Genomic DNA, 25,154 nt, shown 5'->3' with positions numbered 1-25,154 from the left:
AATTACTCCGGGCGACTACCGGTCGGTGACGATCTTGACCTTGTCGCCGGCCGAAACGGTGGCACCGGGGGCAAGGGCGTTCAGCACCCTGAACAGATCGAGCTTGCGGTCGACGCCAACCATGCTGGCGGCGAGCGAACCCATGTTCTGGCCTGCTTGCACGGTGACGACGCGGATGCGCAGCGGTTTGAGCGAAGCCTTTTCCGCCGCGGTCATGACGTGGAAGCTGGAGCTCACCGAGCGGGCGACCGTATCGAGGTTGGAGCTGGCTGTCGGTGCGGCCGTCAGCAGGCGGTAGACCTGTGCGCCGGCGCGGATCACCATGATGTCGAATTGCCAGCCTTCGGCGCTTGCGCGGGCAAACGCTGCCTCGTTGCCGTTGATCGTCTCCGAGCGGACGCTTGCCGGATCTAGCCCGGCAACCCAGCCGCTCTTGACGTAGTCGGGCAGCGACAGCTTGCCGTCGATGGTTACGCCGTCGAAGCGGATGGCCATGTTGCCCGGACCCGTCGCGGTCACTGCGGCGGCTGTGTTGTCGATGATGAAGCCCTGCGGCACCGAGAACGAGATGCCGAGCTTGGGATGTAGGAAGGTGGTGCCGCGGACGTAGCCTTCGTCGGGTGTGTCGCCGAACAGAAGCCCGTCGATGCCGGCGAGGAAGGAATCGCGGTCGCGCTTGCCGATGCCGGGCGCGCCGAACTGGCGGGCGTGGCGCTGGGCAAGGTCGATGCGCTGCGGCGCGTTGGGATGGCTGGCGAGGAAGTCGAGGCTGGCGTCGGTGGCGCCGCTGACCGCGCGTAGGTCGCTATAGGCGGCCATCGACTGCAGGAAGCGGCCCGCGGCGAAGGGATCATAGCCCGACTGGCCGCTCATCTTGATGCCGATTCCGTCGGCCTCGAGCTCCTGGTTGCGCGAGAACTGGGCAAGGCGCAGCTTGCCGCGGATCAAGGCCGCCTTGGCTGTCGGGCTTTCGCCGAGCACGTCGGTGACGACCTTGGTCGCCAGCACTTCCTCGGCTTCCTTCTGCTGGCGCTGGACGCCGTGGTTGGCGGTGACGTGGCCCATCTCGTGCGAGATGACGGCGGCCAGTTCGGCCGAATCGTTGGCCAACGCCAGAAGTCCGCGCGTCACGTAGAGATAGCCGCCCGGCAGCGCAAAGGCATTGACGTTGGGCGAATTGAGGATGGTGATGCGATAGGTCTGGTTCGGGTTGGCCGACACCGTGGTCAGGCTGCCGACGACCTTGGCCACCATGCGCTCCAGCTTGGGGTCGGAGTATTCGCCGCCATAGGTGGCGAGGATGCGCGGGTGTTGGGCCTTGGCGATCTCGGCGAGCTTGTCGTTGCGCGAGACGTTGTCGACCGTCACCGGATTGTTGGACGGCTGGAAACCGGATTCGCGGACATCCGAAGAGTTGAGCACCTGGCAACCGGCGACAAACGCCGACAGCGCCACGGCGACGGCAAGTCGCGCGCAGCGTGGCGTTATCGTCCCGGTCAGTCCGTCGCGGCAGATGGGCAGAGCTCGCGTCCTTTCAAATTCAACAAATGCGGGCGAAGCAGATGCCGGCCCGCATCGTGTGGACGTAGCCACACTCGCCTTGCCGACACAATAAGGCCGCCGCCGCGAATATGGCGATTTGGCTGTAAATTATGTCCGCTTCCGGGCAACGCGGCGTGAACGTGTCACTGCCGTTCATTGCCGATATAGTGTCTGAAGGCGTCAGGTCCAGAACTCTTAAAGAAATCCGCAGTCTTTCCTGCCGCCGCGACCCTTCCACCTTCGACGAAAACCATGTTTTCAGCGAGTTTTCGCGCATCTTCGGGTTGGTGTGTCACGAAAAGCACGGTCATGCCGCGTTCTGCTTGGACGCTGGTCAAAAGCTCCAGCATGTCGTCGCGCAAGGCTGGTCCAAGCGAGGCAAAGGGTTCATCCAGCAGGAGAATCGGGCGGTCGCGCACAAGAACCCGTGCCAGGGCGACGCGCTGGCGTTCGCCACCCGACAGTTCGCGGGGCAGGCGATGCTCCATGCCCGCCAACCCGACGCGCGCCAGGGCCGTTGCCACATCCTGCTTGTCCGTCGCGCTGAGGCGCAAGGCAGGCGAGCGCCCGAGCCCGACATTGCTGGCGATGTCGAGGTGGGCGAAGAGGTTGTTCTCCTGGAACACCATCGACACAGGCCTGTCGGCTGGTGGCGCCGACGTCACATCCATGTCGCCGATCAGCACCCGGCCCTCGCGTGGTGTCTCGAAGCCGGCGACGAGGTTGAGCAATGTCGACTTGCCGGCGCCGCTCGGCCCCATGATGGCAGTGATCTCGCCGGGCGCGAACGTCACGTCGAAGCGCACCATGGTGTCGGCATAGCTGAACACCAGCTGGTCGAGGTGCACGGCCGCACTGGTCATCTGGGTGTCTCCTTGCCGAGGCGGTCGGCCAGCATCATCAAGGCCAGGCACAACAGCCCGAGCATCAGTGCCAGGCCGGCCGCGTCGTCGGTGCGATAGCTGCCCATGCGGGCGAGCAGAAGATAGGGCAGCGTCTGCACGGCGTCGCTGCCGAAAAGGGCGATGACTCCGAGGTCGCCGAGCGACAGCGCCATGGCAAAGGCGAACGCGGTGGCCAGCGGACGCCGGAGCACCGGCCAGTCGATCAGCCGCAGCCGGTTCCAGCCGGATATGCCAAGCTGGGCGCAAAGCCGCTCGTGGCGCTCGCTCGCCGCATCATGGGCGGGGCGAATGGCGCGGACGGCAAACGGCATCGCCATCACGGCATTGACCGTCACCACCATGAAGGGGGCCAGCGCGAAGACGTCGACCGACTGCCGCACCAACACGAACCAGCCAGCGCCGATGACGATCGGCGGCACGACCAGCACGAAGCTGGCGCCGGTGTCGGTAAAGCGTTCGAGGATCGACTTCTTCCGGCTGTTGCGGCCTGTCGCGAGCGCCCGGCGTGCCGTCACCAGCGCCAGGGCCAGCATCGCCGCAAGCGTCGCCGACAGTGTCGCCAGGACGATGCTGGTCAGCGTCGCGCGCTGGACGGAAGCCTCTCCGGCCAGCCGGCCGAGATCAGCCTCGAGCCCGGCGGCAACGGTCGCCAGCATCGGCCCGCCGACGAAGGCGAGAGCCAGGAGGATAGCCGCTGCATTGAAGGTCGCCTCGCCGGCGTTCGCCTGAATGAAGCTGCGCCGTGCCACCGGCAGGTTGGCGTCGCCGGTGGTGTTGACGCCGAGCCGCATCAGGGCCAGGACGACGACGGCGGTCAGCGCGATCTGCAACACGGTGAGCGCAACCGCCCGGGCAGGGTCGAAATCGAAGCGCAGCGCCTGGTAGATCGCCACTTCCAGCGTGGTTGCAGCCGGTCCGCCGCCGAGCGTCAAGACGATGGTGAAGGAGGTGATGCACAGCATGAACACCAGCCCGGCGATACCGGGCAGGGCTGCGCGCAGCGCAGGCCATTCGATCAGGCGGAAGCTTGACTGCGCGCCCATGCCGAGCTGGCTCGCCAGCCGCCACTGGTCGGCCGGCACCGTCTGCAGGGCCTCGAGCATCAGGCGTGTCGCCAGCGGCAGGTTGAAGAAGACGTGGGCGACCAGAATGCCCGACAGGCCATAGATGCCGGGCCATGTGCCGCCGGTCAGCGCCGTCAGCGGTTCGGCGAAATAGCCGGCGCGGCCGTAGAGCGACAGGATGCCGAGGGCAGCGACGATCGCCGGCAACGCCAGCGGCACGGCAAACAGGCGCAGGATCAGACCGCGGCCGGGAAACTCAGGATGCCGGGACAGGGCACGCGCGACGAGGATCGCAGGCGCAACCGACAGCAAGGTCGACAACATCGCCTGCCACAGCGTGAAGCGCGCGACCCGCAGAAGGTAGGGATCGATGGCGGCAAGGGCGCCTTCAGGATTGCGCCAGGCCTCGATGCCGAGCCCGACGAAGGCGCCGCCGACCAGGATGCCGATCGCCGCCAGCGCGATGACGCCGGCGGCAATGCGGGGGTCGCGAGCTAGTGGCATGATGTGCCGAACGCTGCAGGACGTAGACCGTGAGGTCGATCGGGGTAGCAATCTTTCGCACCCCCCTCTGGCCTGCCGGCCATCTCCCCCGCAAGGGGGGAGATCGGCAGCTTGGACGCCCATCCACCACCGACAACTTCTTGGATTGGCGATGGCCGTGCCACAGCCAATCTCCCCCCTTGCGGGGGAGATTGCCGGCAGGCCGGAGGGGGGTATTCAAGCAGATCCATCACAAGTCGACAGTGCCTACTTGCTCATCACGCCGAGCCATTCGTCGACCCAGGCCTTGCGGTTGGCGGCGACTTCGTCGGCGCTGAAGAGCAGCGTCTTGGCCGGCTTCACGAGCTTGTCGAAGGCCGGGCTGAGCGGCTTGTCGGTCTTGCCGGCAGGCAACATCCAGTTGGTTTCGGGGATGACATCCTGGAAGCCGGGGCCGGTCATGAAGGCCATGAACTTCTCCGACAGCGGGTTCTTGGCACCCGTGGTGGTGATGCCGGCGACCTCGATCTGCAAATAGTGGCCTTCCTCGAAGGTCGCGGCCTGGTAGCGCTCGGTGCTTTCCGCCACCATGTGGTAGGCCGGCGACGTCGTGTAGGACAGCACCATGGGCGCCTCGCCCTTGGTGAACAGGCCATAGGCCTCGCTCCATCCCGGCGTCACGGTCAGCACGCGGCCCTTGAGTTTGGCCCAGGCTTCCGGCGCCTTGTCGCCATAGACCGACTTGATCCACAACAGCAGGCCGAGGCCCGGTGTCGAAGTGCGCGGATCCTGGATGGCGATCTTCTGCTCGGGGTCGCCCTCGATCAGTTCCTTCAGGCTTTTCGGCGGGGTCTTCAGCTTGTCGGTGTCATAGACGACGGCGAAATAGCTGTAATCGTAAGGCACGAAGGTGTCGTCGGACCAATCGCCGGGAACCTTGACGTTCTCTCCCGCGGCGCCGTGCGGCGCGAACAGGCCGGTTGCCTTGGCCTCGGCGGTCAAATTGGTGTCGAGGCCGAGCACGATGTCGGCCTTGGTGGCCGCACCTTCGAGCTTGACGCGGTTGAGCAGGGCCACGCCGTCGGCGACCGAGACGAAATCGACGGTACAGGCGCATTCGGCCTCGAAGGCCTTCTTGACCTGGGGGCCGGGGCCCCACTCGGCGGTAAAGCTCTCATAAGTGTAGACGGTGAGCTTGCCCTCGGCGGTCGCCGGAAAGGCGATGGCGGCGAACGCCAGGGCGGAAGTCAGGGACAGAACGGGCGAGCGCATCGGCGCCTCCTTCATTGGTGTTGAAAGGGAATTTGAAGCGCCGGGCGTCCGAAGCATCTAATCCCTCCGCCGGTACAAACCGGATCAGGTTCAGCGGGTTGGCCGGATCTCTCCATGCCTCTCAGCCGGCCCGCTTGCGCGCGACAGGCACCCCGTTAGAGCGGTTCCACAAATAGGGCCGTGCGACAGGCCGTGCAAGCGGTAGTTTGCCGGCCACACGCGGTCTCGCGGCCTTCCGTTTCGGCTGCCGGGCTGGTAATGCGCTTGCCATGACCCGGTTCACCCTCCTTCTCGGCGGCGAGCTTTTCCGCACGCCGCGCCTCGACCGTCAGGTCGCGGGCAGCCGCGTCATCGCGGCCGACTCCGGCATGCGTCATGCCGCAACGCTCGGCCTGCTGCCGGAACTCTGGCTTGGTGATTTCGACTCGGCACCCGCCGAGATCGAACCGACCTTCGCTTCCGTGCCGCGCGAGAAGTTTCCCGCCGACAAGGACAAGACCGACGGTGAATTGGCGATCGCGTCCGCGCTAGCCAGCGGGGCGACCTCGATGGTGCTGGTCGGTGCCTTTGGCGGGGCGCGGGCCGATCACGCCTTTCTTCATCTTGCGCTGGCGCTGCGCCTTGCCGAAGCCGGCACCGAAGTGCTGCTGACCAGCGGCCGCCAGGAGGCGCATCCGCTTTTGCCCGGTACGTCCAGCTTCGACTATGACGACGGCACGCTGTTTTCGGTGCTCGCCTTTTCCGAGCTTTCCGGACTCACCGAAGAGGGTGCCAAATGGCCGCTCGATAGCGTCGAGGTGCCCTTCGGCTCGTCGCTGACGCTTTCCAACGAGGTGCGCGGCAGTTTGCGTGTCTCGCTCGGCAGTGGCCGTGCGCTGCTCCTTGCCCATCCCTTTCCTGCCTCGGATTTCTGAACATGGCCCCTCCGCTTCTCAATCTCGACGGCATCCGCCTGACCTTTGGCGGCGTGCCGCTGCTCGACGGCGCGGCACTGTCGGCCTCGACGGGCGACAAGATCGCACTTGTCGGCCGCAACGGATCGGGCAAGTCGACGCTGCTGAAGATCGCCGCCGGCATGGTCGAACCGACTGACGGAGAGGTGTTCCGCCAGCCCTCGGCGACGATCCGCTACCTGCCGCAGGCGCCCGACATGGACGGTTTCGCCAGCGTGCGCGCCTATGTCGAGGCCGGTCTCGGGCCTGCCGACGATGCGCACCGCGCCACCTACCTGCTCGACCATCTCGGCCTCAGCGGCGAGGAGCGTCCCGGCGACCTGTCCGGCGGCGAGGCGCGCCGTGCGGCACTCGCCCGCGTCATGGCGCCCGAGCCCGACATCATGCTGCTCGACGAGCCGACCAACCATCTCGACCTCTCCGTCATCGAGTGGCTGGAAGAAGAGCTCATCCGCACCTCCTCGGCGCTGATCCTGATCTCGCACGACCGCCGCTTCCTCGAACGGGTCAGCCGCAACACGGTCTGGCTCGACCGCGGCCAGACGCGGCGGCTCGACCGCGGTTTCGCCCATTTTGAGGAATGGCGCGACCAGATTCTCGAGGAAGAGGAGCGCGACCAGCACAAGCTCGGCCGCCAGATCGTGCGCGAGGAACATTGGCTGCGCTATGGTGTGACGGCGCGGCGCAAGCGCAACATGCGCCGTCTCGGCGAACTGCAGACGATGCGCCAGAAGTTCCGCAGTCACCGCGGCGCCGAGGGCGTGGCGACGATGGTGGCCAGCGATGCGGCCGAATCCGGCAAGCTCGTCATCGAAGCCAAGAACATCGACAAAAGCTTCGGCGACCTGACGGTGGTGAAGGGCTTTTCGACCCGCATCCAGCGTGGCGACCGGATTGGCCTCGTCGGTCCCAACGGCGCCGGCAAGACGACGCTGCTCAAGATGCTGACCGGTGAGATGGAGTCCGATGCCGGCAGCATCCGGCTCGGCGTCAACCTGGAGATCGCCACGCTCGACCAGAAGCGCGAGGCGGTCGACCCGAACGAAACCCTGACCAGCTACCTCACCGATGGCCGCGGCGAAAACCTCGTCATCAATGGCGAGCAGCGCCACGTCGTGTCCTACATGAAGGACTTCCTGTTCAAGCCCGAGCAGGCGCGCACGCCGGTGCGCGAACTCTCCGGCGGCGAACGCGCCCGGCTCATCCTGGCGCGTGTCCTGGCCCGCCCGGCCAACCTGCTGGTGCTCGACGAGCCGACCAACGACCTCGACATGGAGACGCTGGAGCTGCTGCAGGAACTGGTCGCCGGGTTCGCCGGCACCGTCATCCTGGTCAGCCACGACCGCGACTTCCTCGACCGCACCGTGACCAGCATCATCGCGCCGGACGGCGACGGCAAATGGGTCGAGTATGCCGGCGGCTATTCCGACATGCTGGCCCAGCGCGGCGGCACCAGGCTCGACGACCGCAAGTCGCGCAAGGCGAATGCCGAAGCAGCGAGTTCATCGCGCAACGAGGCCGAGGCCCTGAAAGGGCCGGCCAAGAAGTTGTCGTTCAAGCAGAAGTTTGCCCTCGACAACCTGCCCAAGAAGATGGAGGCGGTGACCGCATCGATCTCGCGGCTGGAAAACCAGATCGCCGATCCGGCCTTCTACGAACGCGACCCCCACGGCTTCCAGAAGACCATCGCCGCCCTCGACAAGGAACGCGTCACGCTCGCCGCCCTGGAAGAGGAATGGCTGGAGCTGGAAATGCTGCGCGAGGAGCTTGAAGGCTAGGCTGATTGCGGCTCCCGGCTGATGCGCATATGTTATGCGCATGGATCGAGGTGCCGATATGCTTCAGAAAGCTCCCAAACCCATTCGCAAGCCGACCAACGTGACCATTGATGCCGCCCTGGTCGAAGAGGCCAAAGCCCTCGGGCTGAACATGTCCCAGCTTGCCGAAGACGCGCTCCGGAAAGCGGTTTCGGAGGAAAAGTCGCGGCTCTGGAAGATCGAGAACCGCGAGGCCATTGAGGGCCTGAATAGATATGTCGAGGAGAATGGACTGCCGCTGGAAGAATTCCGGCAGTTCTGATGGCAAGATACGATGTCTTTCTCAATCCAGTTGGCGTCGGTTATCTGCTGAATGTTCAGACGGACTTGCTCGAGGATCTGAGCACGCGCGTTGTTGTGCCTCTCGTGCCCATCTCGGAAAGGTTGGCACTGGTGCGACGGCTCAATCCGATATTCGTGATTGACGGCAAACAATACGCGATGTTCACGCACTTGATTGCAACCGTGCCTAGGGCACGCCTGGGTGCGTCGCAAGCGAACCTGATTGCAAGTCACGACAAAATCACAGAAGCTCTGGACATGGTGTTCCAGGGCTTCTGACGTCCGCTTCAGACTGCGAACCCGCGCCGAGCGTCAGCCCGCTGCCTTGGCTTGCCAGGCTTTCATCGCGTCTTCGAACACCTTGTCGCCCGGGATACCCTTTTCCAGGGTGAACAGGGCGCGACGGCCGGACTTGTAGACCACCGGAACGTCGATCCAGCTCTGGCGCCGCAGCAGGTTCAGGTTGGCGTCGACTTCAGCCTTGGTGTCGTTGAGGGCGACGAGGAAGAAGCCGTCGGCGATCTTGGCCGGAATGCCGAGCAGCGAGTTGCCGGCGTCCTGTTCGGAGCTCTTCATCGCCACGCGCAGGATGTTTTCGATGCCGCCGCCTTCGAAGCCGTCAGGCGTCAGGAAGATCATCTCGAGGATATGGCTTGCCGGCAGCGTCTTGTCGGCGTTGCGGCGGATGGTCATGCGCAGCTGGATATCCTTGCCGGGAATCGTCGCCTCGGCACGAATTGCCGGCTCGGGCGGCAGGTCGCCGCCGGGAGATTCCTGCACCACCGTCCAGACGACCGCGCCGGGTTCGGCCGAGCCCTGCGCCACATTGGTGCGTTCTTCATAGAAGATCGCCTTCTGGCCGACGGCCACTGGCGCGTTCTCGCTGGCCGCGGGCGGCGTCGGGGCCGTGCCCTGGGCAGGCGTCGTTGCCGGCGTCTCTGGCGCGGGCTGGTCCGGCTCGGCGGCAGTCGGCGGTGTTGCCGGCGGCTGCTGCGTCAGGGCGGCGACAGAGGTGCCTTCGCCGACGCCGTTGCTGCCGCTTGCCGGGCCTGGGTCGACTTCGTTGCCGTCCGCCGTCATGCGCTGGGTGAACTTGCCCGGCTCGCCATTGGCAGGCGTCTGGGCGTTCTGGCTGCCACTGGCGGGCGGAGGGGTGGCCGTTTCGTTCGCAGGCGCGGTCGTCGCCGGCTTGTCGTCGCCGGAACCGACGAACGCGTCGCGATTCGACCACAAGGCATAGCCACCGCCGCCAATCACCACGACAGCCAGGGCAGCGGCAATCAGGCCGCCGCTGACGCGCTTGCGCGGCCGTTGCCGGGTGTTCTGGAAAGGATCGACATCGTCAGGCGCTTCGTTGCCGAAACGATCGTCGCCGTCCGCTTCGGGGCCCTCGTTAACGAAATCGTGGCTGGGCGAGAATTCAGGCAGCGGCTCGCGCGCCTGCGGTTCAAAGGTCGGCGCAGGGGCGGCGGCAGGCGGTGGCGCCACCGGCGTTACGGGGCGGGCGACCACCGGCTCGGGCGCGGGCCGGCTGTAGGCTGGCTGGTCCTTGTTGCGGGCGATCGAGGTGAAGACGTTTTCGAGCTCGGCCAGCGGATCGTCTTCGACCGGCTTTGCCGTGAACGTCGCCTCGATGGTGGCGATGGCATCCTCGAGCGATTTCGACTGCCGCTCGGCGACGGCGGCAGGCGGCTGCGGGTCTAAGGCGGCGAGCTTGGCTGCGATCGTGCTGCGGGCCTTTTCATACACCCGCGCGCGCATCGCCGGCGTGGTGTCGCCCATGCCATCCAGCGTCTTCTTCAGGACCGCTACGAAGTCTGCCATTCTCTCGTCGACCTATCTCTTCTTCTGGGCCGCGCCGCGACCGGCGGCCGAAGCCGCCGGAAAGCTGCCAAAACTAGTCTTCAAACGGGTCGGTCACAAGTATCGTGTCCTCCCGCTCCGGGCTGGTGGAAAGCATCGCCACGGGCGCGCCGATCAGCTCTTCGATGTAGCGTACATACTTCACTGCCTGGGCCGGCAGGGCGTTCCAGCTGCGGGCGCCGGCGGTGGTTCCCTTCCAGCCTTCGAGCGTCTCGTAGACCGGTTCGACCCGTGCCTGCGCGCCCTGGCTCGCCGGCAGGTAGTCGATCAGTTCGCCATCGAGCATGTAGCCGGTGCAGACCTTGATCTCGTCGAGGCCGTCGAGCACGTCGAGTTTGGTCAGGGCGATGCCCTTGATGCCGTTGACAGCAACCGCCTGGCGCACCAGCACGGCGTCGAACCAGCCGCAGCGGCGCTTGCGCCCGGTGACGACGCCAAACTCGTGGCCACGGGTGCCGAGGAATTCGCCGATCTCGTTCTGCTGCTCGGTCGGGAACGGGCCTTCGCCGACGCGCGTCGTATAGGCCTTGGTGATGCCGAGGACATAGTTGATCGCGCCCGGGCCGACGCCCGACCCGGCCGCTGCCTGGCCGGCCACCGTGTTCGACGAGGTGACGAATGGATAGGTGCCGTGGTCGATGTCGAGTAGCGTGCCCTGCGCGCCCTCGAACAGGATGCGCTCGCCGGCACGGCGCTTGTCGTCCAGCACCTTCCAGACGCGGTCCATGTAGGGCAGGATCTTGTCGGCGATCGAGGTCAGCTCGGTCATGATGGCGTCATGCGTCACTTCCGCATGGCCGAGGCCGCGGCGCAGCGCGTTGTGGTGGGTCAGCAACCGGTCGACCTTGTGGGGCAGTGTTTCCAAATCCGCCAAGTCCATCACCCGCACCGCACGGCGTCCCACCTTGTCCTCGTAGGCGGGGCCGATGCCGCGACGGGTCGTGCCAATCTTCGTGCCCGAATTGGAGGCGGCGTCCTCGCGGAAACCATCCAACTCGCGATGCAGGGACAGGATAAGCGCAGTGTTTTCGGCTATTTTCAGGCGGTCGGGGCCGATCTCGACGCCCTGGGCGCGGATCTTCTCCAATTCGACGACAAAGGCGTGCGGATCGAAGACCACGCCGTTGCCGATGATCGACAGCTTGCCCTCGCGCACGACACCGGAAGGCAGCAGCGACAGCTTGTAGACCACGCCGTCGACCACCAGCGTGTGACCGGCATTATGTCCGCCCTGGAAACGCACCACCACGTCGGCGCGCTCGGACAGCCAGTCCACGATCTTGCCCTTGCCTTCGTCGCCCCACTGGGAACCGACGACCACCACATTGGCCATGATATTTTCCTTCCGACATCGCGGGCAGCGCCGCGAACAGTGCAAAATGACAGGCCTCTATAACGCCAAGCAATTGCAAGCGCGACCTTTCTTTGCCGCCTCAGGCACAACAAATTCTGGCTTTGGAGGCATTTACTTGCCGGGATCGGCCACTTAGGCCGGGGCATGGCCCGCCGCCTGCGAAAGTTTGTCCGGATGTTCCGAAATGCCTACGTCCTGCTGTTGCTGACAACCCTGTTCTGGGGCGGCAACTCGGTGGCGGGCAAGCTCGCGGTCGGCCACGTCTCGCCGATGCTGTTCACCACCATGCGCTGGGCCTTCGCGGCTGCCATGCTTGCCGCCATCGGCTGGCCGCGGCTGCGCGCCGACTGGCCGGTCGTCCGCAAGCACATCTGGCTTCTCGCCAGCCTGGGCGCGCTCGGCTTCACCGTGTTCAACGCGGCGCTCTACACCGCGCTGAATTTCACCACGGCGATCAACACCAGCATCGAGCAGGCGGGCATGCCGATGCTGATCTTCGCCGCCAATTTTCTGCTGTTCCGGATGCGCGTCGCGCCCGGCCAGATCCTCGGCTTCCTGCTGTCGTTGCTCGGCGTCGCGCTGACCGCGAGCCATGGCGACCTCTCGAACCTGGTGGCGCTCGACCTGAACTTCGGCGACGCGCTGATGCTGGTCGCGGTGCTGGTCTACAGCGGCTATACGGTCGCGCTGCGTTTCAAACCCGACATCCACTGGCAAAGCCTGATGATCGTGCTTACCGCGTCGGCCTTCGTCACGTCGATCCCGTTCACGGCGTGGGAGATCGCTACTGACCGGTTGATCGCGCCCGATCTCAATGGCTGGGCGCTCACCGCCTACGTCGTGTTGTTTCCATCAATCATGGCGCAGATATTCTACATCAGAGGCGTCGAACTGATCGGCGCCAATCGTGCCGGGCTGTTCATCAACATGGTTCCCATCTTCGGGACGCTGCTGTCGGTCCTGATCCTCGGCGAGGATTTCCAGGGCTACCATGCGCTGGCCATCGCACTTGTGTTCGGCGGCATCTGGATGGCCGAGCACAGCGGGCGCAAGATGGCTGCCCAGTATGGCCTTGGCGGCTCCGCGGCCGATTGAAGACGGCTACCGTGATCTCCACGCTTCGGGCGCAAGAAAAAGGCGCGGACCTGGCCGCGCCCTCTTCAGCCTTGGGAGGCAATGCTTGCCGGCCGCTCAGAAGCCGTTGACGTCGAACTGCAGGCGCTTGGCCGAGTCGATCGACATGTGGTCGCGCACCTTGGCGAGCACGTCCTCGGGGAACGGCGCGTCGAGGTAGAGCAGGGCGATGGCATCGCCGCCCGGGCGGTCGCGGCCGAGCTGGAAGTTGGCGATGTTGACGCCGTTCTCGCCGCAGACGGTGCCGAGCAGGCCGATGATGCCCGGCGCATCGGCATTGGTGGTGTAGAGCATGTGCTGGCCGACCTCGGCATCGAGATTGATGCCCTTGATCTGGATGAAGCGCGGCTTGCCGTCGGAGAAGCAGGTGCCGGCGATCGAGCGGGTCATGTGCTCGGTCTTGACCGTCAGCTTGATGTAGCCGTCGAAGACGCCCGACTTGTCGCGCTTGACCTCGGCGACGATGATGCCGCGCTCCTTCACCATGATCGGCGCCGACACCATGTTGACATCGGAGAGCTGCGGGCGGATCAGGCCTGCGAGCGCTGCGCTGATCAGCGCCTTGGTGTTCATCTGCGCGGTCTGGCCGTCGAACAGGATCTCGACCTCGGTGATCGGATCTTCGGTCACCTGGCCGACAAAGGCGCCCAGAACCTCGGCAAGCTTGACGAAGGGCTTCAGGCGCGGAGCTTCTTCGGCGGTGATCGACGGCATGTTGATGGCGTTGGTGACGGCACCCTTGACCAGGTAGTCGGCCATCTGTTCGGCAACCTGCAGGGCGACGTTTTCCTGAGCCTCGGAGGTCGAGGCGCCGAGATGCGGCGTGCAGACGACGTTGTCCATGCCGAACAATTCGTTGCTCTCGGCCGGCTCGACCTCGAACACGTCGATGCCGGCGCCCGCAACCTTGCCGCTCTTCAGCCCGGCGATCAGGTCCTTCTCGACGATCAGGCCGCCGCGGGCGCAGTTGATGATGCGCACGCCGGCCTTCATCTTGGCGATGGCGTCGGCGTTGATGATGTTGCGCGTCTTGTCGGTCAGCGGCGTGTGCAGGGTGATGAAGTCGGCGCGGGCAAACAACTCGTCGAGCTCGACCTTCTCGACCCCAAGCTCCTCGGCGCGATGCTCGGAGAGGAACGGGTCGAAGGCGACGACATGCATCTTGAGGCCGACGGCACGGGCGGCGACGATCGAGCCGATGTTGCCGCAGCCGATCAGGCCGAGTGTCTTGCCGGTGATCTCGACGCCCATGAAGCGGTTCTTTTCCCACTTGCCGGCATGCGTCGAGGCGTTGGCTTCCGGCAACTGGCGGGCAACGGCGAACATCAGCGCGATGGCGTGCTCGGCAGTGGTGATCGAGTTGCCGAAGGGCGTGTTCATGACGATGATGCCGCGCCGCGACGCGGCCGGGATGTCGACATTGTCGACGCCGATGCCGGCACGGCCGACGACCTTGAGGTTGGTCGCAGCGGCGATCAGCTTCTCGGTCACCTTGGTGGCAGAGCGGATGGCGAGGCCGTCATACTGGCCGATGACTTCGAGCAGCTTTTCCTTGTCCTTGCCGAGGTCCGGCAGGTAGTCGACGTCGACACCGCGGTCCCTGAAGATCTGGACGGCGGTGGTGGAGAGTTTGTCGGAAACGAGAACGCGGGGCATGGGTCTGGTCCTTGGCTCTGGTTCCCTCCCCCTTGAGGGGAGGGTGGTCGCGCAGCGACCGGGTGGGTTGTCGAGGCGGTGCGGCCCGAGAATTTCTTGGGAATGGAGCGGGTGGACAGGATCCCACCCGGCTCACTTCGTTCGCCACCTCCCCTCGAAAGGGGAGGGTGTGCTGCGTCAAGCCACAGCCTTGAGCGCGGCTTTCTGGTTGGCGAAGGCCCAGTCGAGCCAAGGCATCAGCGCCACCAGATCCGATGTCTCGACGGTGGCGCCGGCCCAGATGCGCAGGCCGGGAGGCGCGTCGCGATAGGCGCCGATGTCGAAGGCAACGCCTTCCTTTTCAAGCGCTGACACCATGGCCTTGGCGAAGGCCGCCTGGCCGTCCTTGTCGAGCGCGGCGACCTCAGGGTCGACGATCGACAGGCAGACCGAAGTGTTCGAGCGCGTCTCCGGCACGACGGCCAGGTTGGCGAGCCAGCCCGCCTTCTGCACGAAGGTGTCGATTGCGGCGAAGTTGGCGTCGGCGCGGCCGACTAGAGCTTCGAGCCCGCCCAGGCCCTTGGCCCAGTTCAGCGCGTCGATGTAATCCTCGACGCAGAGCATCGACGGCGTATTGATCGTCTCGCCCTTGAAGATGCCTTCGATCAGCTTGCCACCCGAGGTCATGCGGAAGATCTTGGGCAGCGGCCAGGCCGGCTTGTAGGTTTCGAGCCTCGCGACGGCGCGCGGGCTGAGGATCAGCATGCCGTGGGCGCCTTCGCCGCCGAGCACCTTCTGCCAGGAGAAGGTGACGACGTCGAGCTTGGCGAAATCGAGGTTCTGCGCGAATGCGGCCGAGGTGGCGTCGCAGATGGTCAGGCCCTTGCGGTCGGCCGGGATGAAGTCGCCGTTGGCGACACGCACGCCCGAGGTCGTGCCGTTCCAGGTGAAGACCACGTCGCGGTCGAAATCGACCTTGGAAAGGTCGGGCAGCTCGCCATAGGCGGCTTCGAACTTGCGAACGTCCTCGAGCTTCAGCTGCTTGACCACGTCGGTGATCCAGCCGGCGCCGAACGATTCCCAGGCGACCATGTCGATACCGCGCCCGCCGAGCAGGGACCACATCGCCATCTCGACGGCGCCCGTGTCGGAGGCCGGAACGATGCCGATGCGATAGCCGGCGGGAACCTTGAGGATTTCGCGGGTCAGCTCGATCGCCTGCTCGAGCTTGGTCTTGCCGATCTTGGCGCGGTGCGAACGGCCGAGCGGTGCGTCAGCGAGCGCGGCGAGCGACCAGCCGGGACGTTTTGCGCAGGGACCTGAGGAGAAATTGGGGTTTGCCGGACGGAGTCCGGGCTTGGTGACGATCGTCATCGTGGTTCTATCCTTCCAGATAGTTGGCCCCTCGTTGGGGAGGGGTGGCCCACGGACGGCGATATTATCAGAGGCCCTCGGCGTCAAGAGGAAATTGAACGTCGCATCTGGAACAGTTTTCCAAATGCAAAGGCGGCGGGCCAAAACCCGCCGCCTTTTGAAAGGCTTGATCGATGGGACTCCTACCAGAGATCGTAGCGCAGGCCGACCTTGACCTGATGGTAGTCGACGCCCTTCTTCACTGTCAGCGTGTCGATGTCGACATATTCGAGGTCGGGCGCGGTGAGGTACTGGTAGCCGACGTCGACCGAGGTGTTCTGCGCCACCTGATAGTTGATGCCGGCGCCGACCGAATAGGCGACCTTGTACTGGGTGTCGTCGAGGTTGAACGTGACCGGTCCGGGCAGGACACTGTAGTCGAGCGTGGTGCTCGAATAGATCAGGCCGACGCCTGCGCCGACATAGGGCGTGAAGCCGGCGATGGTGCCAAGGTCGGCATACACGTTGGCCATGCCGTTCCAGACGTTGTTTTCGAAATTGACCTGGCTGCCGCCGCTGGCGACATCGAGCTTGTCGTAGGAAACGAAGCCGAAGTTCAGTTCGCCGCGCAGGAAGTCGCTGAAATGGTAGCCGGCGCCGATGCTGCCATTGACGTGGATGTTGCGCGTTTCCTCGCCGAGCAGGGTGAATTGGTAGGGCGTGTCGCTGAAATTGTAGCCGATATCGCCGCGCAGGTACCAGCCGGAGCCGACCTCGACCGGGACATATTCCGGCGCTTCTTCGATGACGACAGGCGGATCGTAATCGGCTGCACTTGCCGCCAGCGGCCACATCGCGGATGCAGCCAGCGCCAGCGCTATGCGAGACTTCATTGTCATGATCGCATTCTCCCGAAATGGCGCCGGGGTGTTGCCCGAAAATCCAGCAGCCGTTCGAGCCATTGTTAACCATAGAGGTTAAGTCACGGTTAAGGATAACAGGTGGTTAGCGCGGCTCGGCAACCGGCCAACGAAAAACCGCCCGGCAGGGCCGGGCGGTTTGTGCAGATCGGGCTCCACGCGTCGTGATGACGCCGGGGCGGTCAGTTCAGCGAATAACGGACGCCGAGCTTGAAGTCGTGCGAGGTTATGTCCTTGAAACGGATGCCGCTGTTGCCGGCAGGCGGGAACGGCTCGGCCGGGTCATCGTTCTTGAGCTCACCGGTCTGGCCGTCGCCGAGCGAAAGGAAGCTGTAGCCCAGGTCGATGGTCATGCGCTCGGTTGCCTTGATGCCGACACCGGCATGCAGCGCCCAGGCGAGATCCCAGCGCGACTTGTCGTCCGCGTAGGCGCCGCCACCGTTGATGATGTTGATATCGCGGAAGCTTGAGATGGTGTTCCGCGAAGCGCCGATGCCGGCGCCGAGATAAGGAGTCACGCCATAGAAGTCGCCGAGATCGGCATATGCGTTGGCCAGGAACAGCCATTCCGACTTCTTGCCGCGGTAGTCGTTGGTGGTGATGACGCCGGCATTGTCCTGCCAGTCCAGGGCGCTGAATTCGGAATTGCCACGGTATTCGACGGTCAGGTCGCCGCGGAGGAAATCGTTGAACTGGTAGCCGACGCCGACACCGAAGGTCGGGGCGGCGCCGAATGTGCCCTCGTCATGCCAACCATGAGCATCCGGGAATGCGAACAGCTCCGATTCAAGCCGCTTGATACGCTGGTTGCTCATGCCGATGTGGCCGCGCAGGTACCAGCCGCCATAGGATGGCTGTTCGATCTCGATGACCGGCTCGGGCATGTCCGCGGCGAATGCCGGGGCAGTGACGCTGGCAAGCAGCGCGGCGGCGAACGCCTTCTTTCCAAAAATGCGCATGATTAAAACCCCATACCTGCGGACCCGCAACGCGCCCGACCATGACTAACCGGGATGGATAATGCTTGGTATAGGTTAAGGGCTGCTTAACCCTGACGATTAACTACGTTTTCTTGCGCCTCATGGTTGCCGGACTGCGCGAGCGGCGTCCGCGACAGCAAAAAAGCCCGCACGAGGCGGGCTTTCTTGGATCGGCGAAGTTGTTGGAAGTATCAGGCGGCCGAGCGGCTCTCGGCGATGACGCCGACGATGTCGTTGACCACGGTCTCGACCAGCTGCGGGTCGTCGCCCTCGGCCATGACGCGGATCAGCGGTTCGGTGCCCGAGGGGCGGATCACCAGTCGGCCGGTCTTGCCGAGCCGGTTGCGGCCGTCCTCGATCGCCGCCTTGACCAGCGCTTCCTCGAGCGGCTTGCCGCCGGAGAAGCGCACGTTCTTGAGCAGTTGCGGCACCGGCTCGAAGGTGCGGCTCAGTTCGCTCATCGGCTTGTTGGAGCGCTTGATGCAAGCCAGCACCTGGAGCGCTGCCACCAGCCCGTCGCCGGTGGTCGAGAAATCCGACAGCACGATGTGGCCGGACTGTTCGCCACCGATGTTGAGGCCGTGCGCGCGCATCTGTTCGACGACATAGCGGTCGCCCACCTTGGTGCGGTGCAGTTCGAGGTTGAGGTCGCCGAGATAGCGCTCGAGGCCGAGATTGGACATCACGGTAGCGGCCACGCCGCCGCCGGCAAGGCGGCCGCTCTGCTGCCACGACTGGGCGATCAGTGCCATGATCTGGTCGCCGTCGACGATGGTGCCGTTCTCGTCGACGATGACGACGCGGTCGGCGTCGCCGTCGAGCGCGATGCCGATGTCGGCGCGGACCTCATGGATCTTCTTCTGCAGGCCGGCCGGATGGGTCGAGCCGCATTCGGCGTTGATGTTGAAGCCGTTGGGCTCGACATTGATGGCGATCACTTCGGCGCCGAGTTCCCACAATGCCGCGGGCGCCACCTTGTAGGCCGCGCCATTGGCGCAGTCGACGACGATGCGCAGGCCCGACAGCGACATCGAGCGGGGCAGGGTGCGCTTGGCGAATTCGATGTAGCGGTCATGCACGCCATCGACGCGCTTGGCGCGGCCGAGGCCGTCTGAATCGGCCAGCAGCGCCTCGACGTCCTGGTCGAGCATCGCCTCGATGCGTTCCTCGATCTCGTCCGAGAGCTTGTAGCTGTCAGGGCCGAACAGCTTGATGCCGTTGTCGTGGTAGGGGTTGTGCGAGGCCGAGATCATGACGCCGATGTCGGCGCGCAGCGAGCGCACCAGCATGGCAACGGCAGGCGTCGGGATCGGGCCAAGCAGGAACACGTCCATGCCGGCGGCGCACAGCCCGGCCACCAGCGCGTTCTCGATCATGTAGCCCGACAGCCGCGTGTCCTTGCCCAGCACCACGCGGTGGCGGTGGTTGCCGCGCTGGAACGACAGGCCGGCAGCCATGCCGACCTTCATCGCGATCTCTGCCGTCATCGGAAATTTGTTGGCCCGTCCGCGAATGCCGTCGGTGCCGAAATAGCGTCCAGCCATGTCTAGCCTGTCCCCGTGAAGTCCACCCGCGATTGCATTGCCACAAGCTGGGCCGACCAACGCATCACATTTGGTGATTTTATGTCACAAAAGCTTAGAAAAGGGTTGGGGTTTTTGCGGAGGGGGTATCCCGAGTTGGAAGGTAGCTCTTAGCGCGTGCTGACCGAGGCGTTTATGCCGCCTCAGCTAGCTTGCGTATCTGATCCACAGAGACCGTTTCCTCAACGATGCTCGCAGAATGCGCCAGAACCCCCAAGTATGTGCCCATTTCGACCTTGCTGTGAACCATCACAATACGCCGTGGCGCGTGGCCAAGAAGGGCAATGTCGCCCATTTTCATGGCCACATTGGCGACTGAGTTTGGGTGCTTTGTGGCAAATTCGAACAGGCTTGTACGCCGACCATCTTTGACTGCTGCCGCGAACTCCCATTCATGGTTGGAGGCTCCCACCAGTTTCTCCTTGCGAGAAACTTGGGCGTGACCAAATGCTGTTTCGAGCTTTGAGATTAGGAACTCGGATGCGTCGGTAGCTGCCTTTTCGGCCAGCTTGAATGCGCTAACGGCTACCGCTTCAGACGAACAATTCCCGACTGTTATGATAGCGCCAGCAAGTTGCTCTTGGCTAACCTGCACTGCAAAGAAGGCATCCTCGTCGAAGCCTACGCCTGATCGCTCCGCGATGGCCCTAGCCTGCCTGACGTAAATTCGATCGCAGCCCATCATCTCTGCTTCGGTGTGTCCCATACCGAAGTCAGTAACAAGAAATCTTGCTGGGCCACCAGACACGCGCACAACAACGGTTGAGCCACTTGGGTAAAGCAGCGGGAGGCTCACATACGAGCCCTCTGAACGATGAGCGGTGGAAACGATCTCTCTGACCGCTACATCGATCGCGGTATTGGTTTCATTGACGAGTTCAATCATGGGCTTGCTCAAAACATGGCTCCCGACCAAGTCGGTATCGGCAACCAGTCTATGTTGGAGATGCTAAACTCTTTGCCCACAAACGCAACGATGTCCTCATAGGTTGGTTCCGGTTCAACTGGGACGGCGATATCCAATGCGCCCTTACGGACGCTGTTTGGGTTGTGTTGCCAGTTGAGCCAGAATTCGTGATGGTGGGTGCACTTTTGGACCTTGTTGCGAAATTCCAGCGGGCCAATCATCTTGTTGTTGTGACCACGAAGTGGCCGCCATTCAACTCGCGCAAATGGGCCGCCCTTTGGCTGCCGCCGCGGCGGATAGTATTCGAGTTGGAATGAGACGAATTCATCCGGCCTTATTCGCATGGCCGTGGCGCGGAACTGCAGACCTTCTATCGTTGCCCCATCTACATCGAGAGGCGATACAAAAGCCATCCAATCGGCGTTTCTGAATTGCCACTGATTTGGGGCCGGAAAGGATTTGTTGGCGCAGTAGAGGATACTGAGATCAGCATACATACTGGGATATCATCACGTTTCTGCTCCAAATCCCAGCTTGCCAGTTATTAAAAAAACGCCGCCGAGTCTCCTCGGCGGCGTTTTTGCATTCAGCGAAGCTCAGCGCCTCAGCTCGACGGCTGGGGCTCCATGCCGCCTTCGGGCTCCGAGCCCTTCTTCTTGCCGCGGGTCGAGCCGGCCTTGGGAACGGCCGAGCCGCGCGAAGTCGGCGTGTCGTCGCCCATGTCGCGGGCGGGCTTGTTGCCGGCGATCAACTGCTTGATCTCCTCACCCGACAGCGTCTCGTATTCGAGCAGGCCCTCGGCGAGTGCGATCCAGTCCTTCTTCTTCTTGGTCAGGATGGTCCTGGCCGTCGAATAGGCCTCGTCGATGAGGCGGCGCACTTCGGCGTCGATGATCTGGGCGGTCTCTTCCGAGATGTTCTGCGTGCGCGCCACCGAATGGCCGAGGAACACCTCTTCCTGGTTGTCGCCATAGGCGACATGGCCAAGCTTGTCGGAGAAGCCCCAGCGGGTGACCATGGCGCGGGCCAGCTTGGTCGCCTGCTCGATGTCGGAGGACGCGCCCGAGGTGATGTTCTCCTTGCCGAACTTGAACTCCTCGGCGACGCGGCCGCCCATCATGATCGCGAGACGCGAGATCATGTACTTGTAGCTCATCGAGTAGCGGTCGCCTTCCGGCAGCTGCATGACCATGCCGAGCGCGCGGCCGCGCGGGATGATGGTCGCCTTGTGCAGCGGGTCGGCGGCCGGCACGTTGAGCGCCAGGATGGCGTGGCCGGATTCGTGATAGGCGGTCAGCTCCTTCTCGGCCTGGGTCATGGCCGAGGAGCGGCGCTCGGCGCCCATCATGATCTTGTCCTTGGCGTCCTCGAACTCCTGCATGGTGACGAGGCGCTTGTTGCGGCGCGCTGCCATCAGGGCGGATTCGTTGACGAGGTTCATCAGGTCGGCGCCGGAGAAGCCGGGGGTGCCGCGGGCGACCGTCTTGAGGTCGACATTGGGCGCCAGCGGCACGTTGCGGACGTGAACCTTGAGGATCTTCTCGCGGCCGACGATGTCGGGGTTCGGCACCACGACCTGACGGTCGAAGCGGCCCGGACGCAGCAGCGCGGGATCGAGAACGTCGGGCCGGTTGGTCGCGGCGATCAGGATGATCGACTCGTTGGCTTCGAAGCCGTCCATCTCGACCAGCAACTGGTTCAGCGTCTGCTCGCGCTCGTCGTTGCCGCCGCCGAGGCCGGCGCCACGATGGCGGCCGACGGCGTCGATTTCGTCGATGAAGATGATGCAGGGCGCGTTCTTCTTGGCCTGCTCGAACATGTCGCGGACGCGGCTCGCGCCGACACCGACGAACATCTCGACGAAGTCCGAACCGGAGATGGTGAAGAACGGCACATTGGCTTCACCGGCGACGGAGCGGGCAAGCAGGGTCTTGCCGGTGCCGGGAGGGCCGACGAGCAGCACGCCGCGCGGGATCTTGCCGCCGAGGCGCTGGAACTTCTGCGGGTCGCGCAGGAACTCGACGATTTCTTCGAGGTCTTCCTTGGCTTCGTCGACACCGGCGACGTCGCCGAAGGTGACGCGGCCATGCGCCTCGGTCAGGAGCTTGGCCTTCGACTTGCCGAAGCCCATGGCGCGGCCGGAACCGGACTGCATCTGGCGCATGAAGAAGATCCACACGCCGAGGATCAGGATCATCGGCAGCCAGGACAACAGCACGGAGAAGATCGAGCCGGAGCCGTCATTCTCGGGGCGGGCGTTGATGGTGACGTTCTTTTCCTCAAGCCGCGACACCAGCGTCGGGTCGCCGGGCGAGTAGGTCTGGAAGCCTGTCGAGTTGTCGATATAGGTGCCGCTGATGCGGTCGCCGGCAATCGTCACCGTCTTGACGCGGCCCGAATTCAGATCCTGGAGGAACTGCGAATAGGCCACTTCGCTCGACGCGCCGCGGGTCTGCGGGGTCTGGAACAGATTGAACAGGGCGATGAGTAGAACGGCTATGATCGCCCACAGCGCGAAGTTGCGATAGTTCGGATTCATCGAATGTCCCGTTGGCGTCCGCGAGAGAACGCGCATGGTGTGAGTAAGCTTGCCCCTAACATAGGCACGGGCTGCCACATTGCCAAGCGCGTCCCTAAGTCTCGGTTAAGCTCCAACGCCAATGTGGCCACGGCATGGCGGGGCCGGGACATATGCGGTGCCGATCAAATTTTGGAGAGCCCGCGCAGGGGCGAGATCAAAGGCCGGCAGGAACCGCGCCCAGGGCGCGGCAACCGGGTTGGTACCTTCCCGTGACAGCAAGCCGGCGAAGGCTTCCCCCCGCCACGATGCCGGCTCGGCCGCAAGTGCGGACCGGACAAGACTTTCCGGCGCCGTCGCCTCGACCGGCAACGTCCTCGCCGTGATTGGACCGACAGGCGCGACCGCCAAACCGGTTCCCTGTTCTACTGGCTTAAGCCTGTAGCGGCCGTCCCAGATGCCGCCGGCGAGCGTGGCAGGCGCCGGCAGGCCGCGGTCCTCGCGCAGGACGAAGATCCCGGTCCGGCGTGCATCGACCAGGGCGCGCGACAATGTGGCGCGGGCCGGCTTGTCGGCCGCAATATTGTTCGCCAGACGCGCCAGCAGGCCCTGGACGCGGGTCTCGTCGGGCAGGTGAGGCACGCCACCGGCGACCGCGATCAGGATGCGCAGGGCGTAACATGCCGCGTCCCTGTCGGGCGCGTGGAGGAACGAAGGATCGAGGCGGAGCAGTCCCGGGGCCACCTTGCCTGCCAGCCCGGCCATCAGCTTGGCCGCTCGCTCGCCGAGTTCGGTCCGCGTTTCGCCAGCTTGCTGCGCTTCTGCAAGGGCCTGTTCGATACGTTCTCTGCCTTCGTCGCCGAGCGACAGCCGCACGCGCGGGCGCTCATAGGCGAGGTCGGTGTTGGTCGGGTCGTCGAGCCAGCCGATGCCACGTATGCTCAGTGCCGCGCGCAGCCTGTCGCGGCGTTGGCCGAGCAGCGGCCGGACGATCCAGATGCCGCCATCGAACAGGGTTGCCGGCGCCATGCCGGCGCTGCCGCGCCCGGCGCCGCGCATGCCCCGCATCAGCACCGTCTCGGCCTGGTCGTTGGCGGTATGCCCGGTGGCGACGACCGTTGCGCCTGCCGCGCGCGCGGCCTCGGCCAGGAGATCGTAGCGCGCGTCTCGTGCCGCGGCCGGGATGCCTGTCGAGGGTTTGTCGCCGCGCCACCGCATCGTGCGGTGGGCGATGCCATGGGACGCGCAAAGCCGTGCCACCTGTTCGGCCTCCGCGCCCGAGTCGGGCCGGAGCCCGTGGTCGACGGTGACGGCCATCAGCTGCGTCGAAGGCGCGTGCCGGGCGAGATGGGCTTGGAGAAGGAGAAGCAGGGCGGTCGAATCGCTGCCGCCGGAAACCGCTGCGACGATGGTCGTATGCGCGGCGAAGTCGAAACCGGAAAAGTCTGGGAAAAAATCGGTGCCGGTGGGCTGCGTCAGCACGCGGCGAGGGCCCGTTCCTGCTTGACCCGCTCCTTGATCGCGCCGGAGACATTGGGGTAGCGCTTGCCGATTTCGCCGAAGGTGGCGCAGGCAACTTCACGCTGCTTCAGGCCGACCAGCGAAACGCCGAGCTTCAGCATCATTTCGGGGGCCTTCTTGGACTTGGGGTATTCCTTGCTGGCGCTGAGGAAGATTTCGGCAGCGTCGCGGTATTTCTTTTGGCCGAGCAGCGACTCGCCGAGCCAGAAGCGTGCATCCGCCGTCTTGGGGTCGGCCGGGAAGCGCTGGATATGGTCGCGGAAGCCTTCTTCGGCGGTGGTGTAGTCGCCGGAAAGCACGAACTGATAGGAATTGCGGTAGAGCTCGTCGGGGTCGTCCGTAGAGGGCAGTGCCGCCACCGCCGTGCCATTGGCCTTGGGCTGTGCCGGCTGTGCGGCGGCCGGGGCCTGCGGCTGCGCCGGCGTTGCCGCCTGCTGGTCGATCGAGTCGGAAACGACATTTCCGTTCTTGTCGACGGTGATGGTGCCGAAGGTCCGCGGTGGGGCGCCCGTACCGCCGCCCTCGATGGTGGTGCCGGGTTCGCCGGTGCCGGAATCGACGATGACGTCCTCGACGCTCTGGCCGTTGGTGGCGGGTGCGGCGGCCTGCGCCTGACCCGATTGAGGCGCCGTGGGCGCCTCAACGATCGAGCTGTTGTTGGTGGTGCCGGAGGCGTCGGACTTCTTTTGCCCGCCGCCCTCGAGTTCCTGGAAGCGGAACTCGTTATCTTCCTGCATTTTCCGCATCTGCTCCTGCATCTGCAGGATCTGGAAGTTCAGTTCCTCGATGCTGCCGTTGAGCTTGCGGATTTCTTCTTCAAGCGTGGTGACGCGCGGATCGCCTGCCTGGGCAAGCTGGATCGGGGCTTCGTGGTTCTCAGTCTTGCTGCCGAAGACGCCCGGCAGGCCGATTTTCGGAAGGTCGATGCCGATGCCGTCGCGCGCATGCGCCGCGGCCCCGGACAATAGGAAGATGGCAAGCGTGCCACTCAGGATTGATCGAAAATGCATTAGCCTCTCGCCGTGGAACGGAAATGGTTGTTTCGCGCCGATGCGCTCTCGTCGTTTA

21 protein-coding genes and 1 riboswitch are annotated in these 25,154 nt (G+C 64.5%); of the genes, 5 read left to right on the top strand and 16 right to left on the bottom strand.

The window, feature by feature from the left end:
* Positions 1 to 15 precede the first annotated feature (15 nt).
* The 4 genes from ASC75_RS11260 to thiB form a co-directional block, all read right to left on the bottom strand.
* The gene (locus ASC75_RS11260) at positions 16 to 1,422 is read right to left on the bottom strand and encodes a M48 family metalloprotease (protein ID WP_244487811.1); all 1,407 of its coding nucleotides are present in this window, start codon (positions 1,420 to 1,422) and stop codon (positions 16 to 18) included.
* A 263-nt stretch (positions 1,423 to 1,685) separates the two neighbouring features.
* The gene (gene thiQ, locus ASC75_RS11255) at positions 1,686 to 2,405 is read right to left on the bottom strand and encodes a thiamine ABC transporter ATP-binding protein (protein ID WP_055974631.1); all 720 of its coding nucleotides are present in this window, start codon (positions 2,403 to 2,405) and stop codon (positions 1,686 to 1,688) included.
* On the bottom strand, positions 2,402 to 4,015 hold the full coding sequence (gene thiP, locus ASC75_RS11250; protein ID WP_055974629.1) for a thiamine/thiamine pyrophosphate ABC transporter permease: 1,614 nt from the start codon (positions 4,013 to 4,015) through the stop codon (positions 2,402 to 2,404). The genes thiQ and thiP overlap by 4 nt, the downstream gene beginning before the upstream one ends.
* A 246-nt stretch (positions 4,016 to 4,261) precedes the next feature.
* Entirely contained in the window at positions 4,262 to 5,266 is a 1,005-nt protein-coding gene (gene thiB, locus ASC75_RS11245; protein ID WP_055975442.1) for a thiamine ABC transporter substrate binding subunit, read from the bottom strand.
* A gap of 44 nt (positions 5,267 to 5,310) precedes the next feature.
* Positions 5,311 to 5,431, bottom strand: a riboswitch (TPP riboswitch).
* Between the two features lie 104 nt (positions 5,432 to 5,535).
* On the opposite strand from thiB, the gene ASC75_RS11240 reads away from it, so the two are divergent.
* Genes ASC75_RS11240 through ASC75_RS11225 form a run of 4 tightly spaced genes read left to right on the top strand, consistent with a single transcriptional unit; the run spans position 5,536 to position 8,597 of the window.
* A complete protein-coding gene (locus ASC75_RS11240) occupies positions 5,536 to 6,180 on the top strand; it encodes a thiamine diphosphokinase (protein ID WP_055974625.1) in 645 nt (214 codons plus the stop codon).
* Positions 6,181 to 6,182: 2 nt separating this feature from the next.
* Positions 6,183 to 7,997 (top strand): ABC-F family ATP-binding cassette domain-containing protein, encoded by a 1,815-nt coding sequence (locus ASC75_RS11235; protein ID WP_055974622.1) that lies wholly within the window; start codon positions 6,183 to 6,185, stop codon positions 7,995 to 7,997.
* A gap of 58 nt (positions 7,998 to 8,055) precedes the next feature.
* Positions 8,056 to 8,298: a type II toxin-antitoxin system CcdA family antitoxin gene (locus ASC75_RS11230; protein WP_055974619.1), complete on the top strand. Its 243-nt coding sequence runs from the start codon at positions 8,056 to 8,058 to the stop codon at positions 8,296 to 8,298.
* Positions 8,298 to 8,597 (top strand): CcdB family protein, encoded by a 300-nt coding sequence (locus ASC75_RS11225; RefSeq protein WP_055974616.1) that lies wholly within the window; start codon positions 8,298 to 8,300, stop codon positions 8,595 to 8,597. The genes ASC75_RS11230 and ASC75_RS11225 overlap by 1 nt, the downstream gene beginning before the upstream one ends.
* 33 nt (positions 8,598 to 8,630) lie before the next feature.
* Here ASC75_RS11225 and ASC75_RS11220 read toward each other — a convergent pair whose 3' ends face one another.
* Both ASC75_RS11220 and ASC75_RS11215 read right to left on the bottom strand, forming a co-directional pair.
* Complete coding sequence (locus ASC75_RS11220) at positions 8,631 to 10,142, bottom strand: hypothetical protein (protein WP_055974613.1); 1,512 nt, start codon at positions 10,140 to 10,142, stop codon at positions 8,631 to 8,633.
* Positions 10,143 to 10,215: 73 nt separating this feature from the next.
* Positions 10,216 to 11,514, bottom strand: a complete 1,299-nt coding sequence (locus ASC75_RS11215) for an adenylosuccinate synthase (protein ID WP_055974609.1) — start codon at positions 11,512 to 11,514, stop codon at positions 10,216 to 10,218.
* Between the two features lie 195 nt (positions 11,515 to 11,709).
* On the opposite strand from ASC75_RS11215, the gene ASC75_RS11210 reads away from it, so the two are divergent.
* Positions 11,710 to 12,630 carry a DMT family transporter gene (locus tag ASC75_RS11210; RefSeq protein WP_055975438.1) on the top strand — a complete coding sequence of 307 codons (921 nt, stop codon included), beginning with the start codon at positions 11,710 to 11,712 and terminating at the stop codon, positions 12,628 to 12,630.
* A 96-nt stretch (positions 12,631 to 12,726) separates the two neighbouring features.
* Here the strand turns inward: ASC75_RS11210 and serA are convergent, their stop codons facing one another.
* The 10 genes from serA to ybgF all read right to left on the bottom strand — a co-directional run bounded on the left by serA (position 12,727) and on the right by ybgF (position 25,096).
* Positions 12,727 to 14,325, bottom strand: a complete 1,599-nt coding sequence (gene serA, locus ASC75_RS11205) for a phosphoglycerate dehydrogenase (RefSeq protein WP_055974604.1) — start codon at positions 14,323 to 14,325, stop codon at positions 12,727 to 12,729.
* A 177-nt stretch (positions 14,326 to 14,502) separates the two neighbouring features.
* Positions 14,503 to 15,678 (bottom strand): phosphoserine transaminase, encoded by a 1,176-nt coding sequence (locus ASC75_RS11200; RefSeq protein WP_055974601.1) that lies wholly within the window; start codon positions 15,676 to 15,678, stop codon positions 14,503 to 14,505.
* A gap of 182 nt (positions 15,679 to 15,860) precedes the next feature.
* The gene (locus ASC75_RS11195) at positions 15,861 to 16,556 is read right to left on the bottom strand and encodes an outer membrane protein (protein ID WP_055974599.1); all 696 of its coding nucleotides are present in this window, start codon (positions 16,554 to 16,556) and stop codon (positions 15,861 to 15,863) included.
* A gap of 203 nt (positions 16,557 to 16,759) precedes the next feature.
* Entirely contained in the window at positions 16,760 to 17,536 is a 777-nt protein-coding gene (locus ASC75_RS11190) for an outer membrane beta-barrel protein (protein ID WP_055974596.1), read from the bottom strand.
* 212 nt (positions 17,537 to 17,748) lie between these two features.
* A complete protein-coding gene (glmM, locus tag ASC75_RS11185) occupies positions 17,749 to 19,101 on the bottom strand; it encodes a phosphoglucosamine mutase (RefSeq protein ID WP_055974593.1) in 1,353 nt (450 codons plus the stop codon).
* Between the two features lie 172 nt (positions 19,102 to 19,273).
* Positions 19,274 to 20,026, bottom strand: coding sequence for a hypothetical protein (locus tag ASC75_RS11180; protein ID WP_156381202.1), 753 nt, complete (start codon positions 20,024 to 20,026; stop codon positions 19,274 to 19,276).
* Between the two features lie 8 nt (positions 20,027 to 20,034).
* Positions 20,035 to 20,544: a hypothetical protein gene (locus ASC75_RS11175; RefSeq protein WP_055974588.1), complete on the bottom strand. Its 510-nt coding sequence runs from the start codon at positions 20,542 to 20,544 to the stop codon at positions 20,035 to 20,037.
* A gap of 107 nt (positions 20,545 to 20,651) precedes the next feature.
* Positions 20,652 to 22,586 (bottom strand): ATP-dependent zinc metalloprotease FtsH, encoded by a 1,935-nt coding sequence (gene ftsH / locus ASC75_RS11170; RefSeq protein ID WP_055974585.1) that lies wholly within the window; start codon positions 22,584 to 22,586, stop codon positions 20,652 to 20,654.
* A 105-nt stretch (positions 22,587 to 22,691) separates the two neighbouring features.
* Positions 22,692 to 24,047 carry a tRNA lysidine(34) synthetase TilS gene (tilS, locus tag ASC75_RS11165; RefSeq protein WP_244487810.1) on the bottom strand — a complete coding sequence of 452 codons (1,356 nt, stop codon included), beginning with the start codon at positions 24,045 to 24,047 and terminating at the stop codon, positions 22,692 to 22,694.
* On the bottom strand, positions 24,041 to 25,096 hold the full coding sequence (gene ybgF, locus ASC75_RS11160) for a tol-pal system protein YbgF (protein WP_055974582.1): 1,056 nt from the start codon (positions 25,094 to 25,096) through the stop codon (positions 24,041 to 24,043). The genes tilS and ybgF overlap by 7 nt, the downstream gene beginning before the upstream one ends.
* Positions 25,097 to 25,154 lie beyond the last annotated feature (58 nt).

Origin of the sequence: Aminobacter sp. DSM 101952 (assembly GCF_001424795.1) — a bacterium.
Taxonomy (GTDB): Bacteria; Pseudomonadota; Alphaproteobacteria; order Rhizobiales; family Rhizobiaceae; genus Aminobacter; species Aminobacter aganoensis.
The sequence above is the reverse complement of the archived record's forward strand: the minus strand, read 5'-3'. Positions and strand labels throughout refer to the sequence as shown.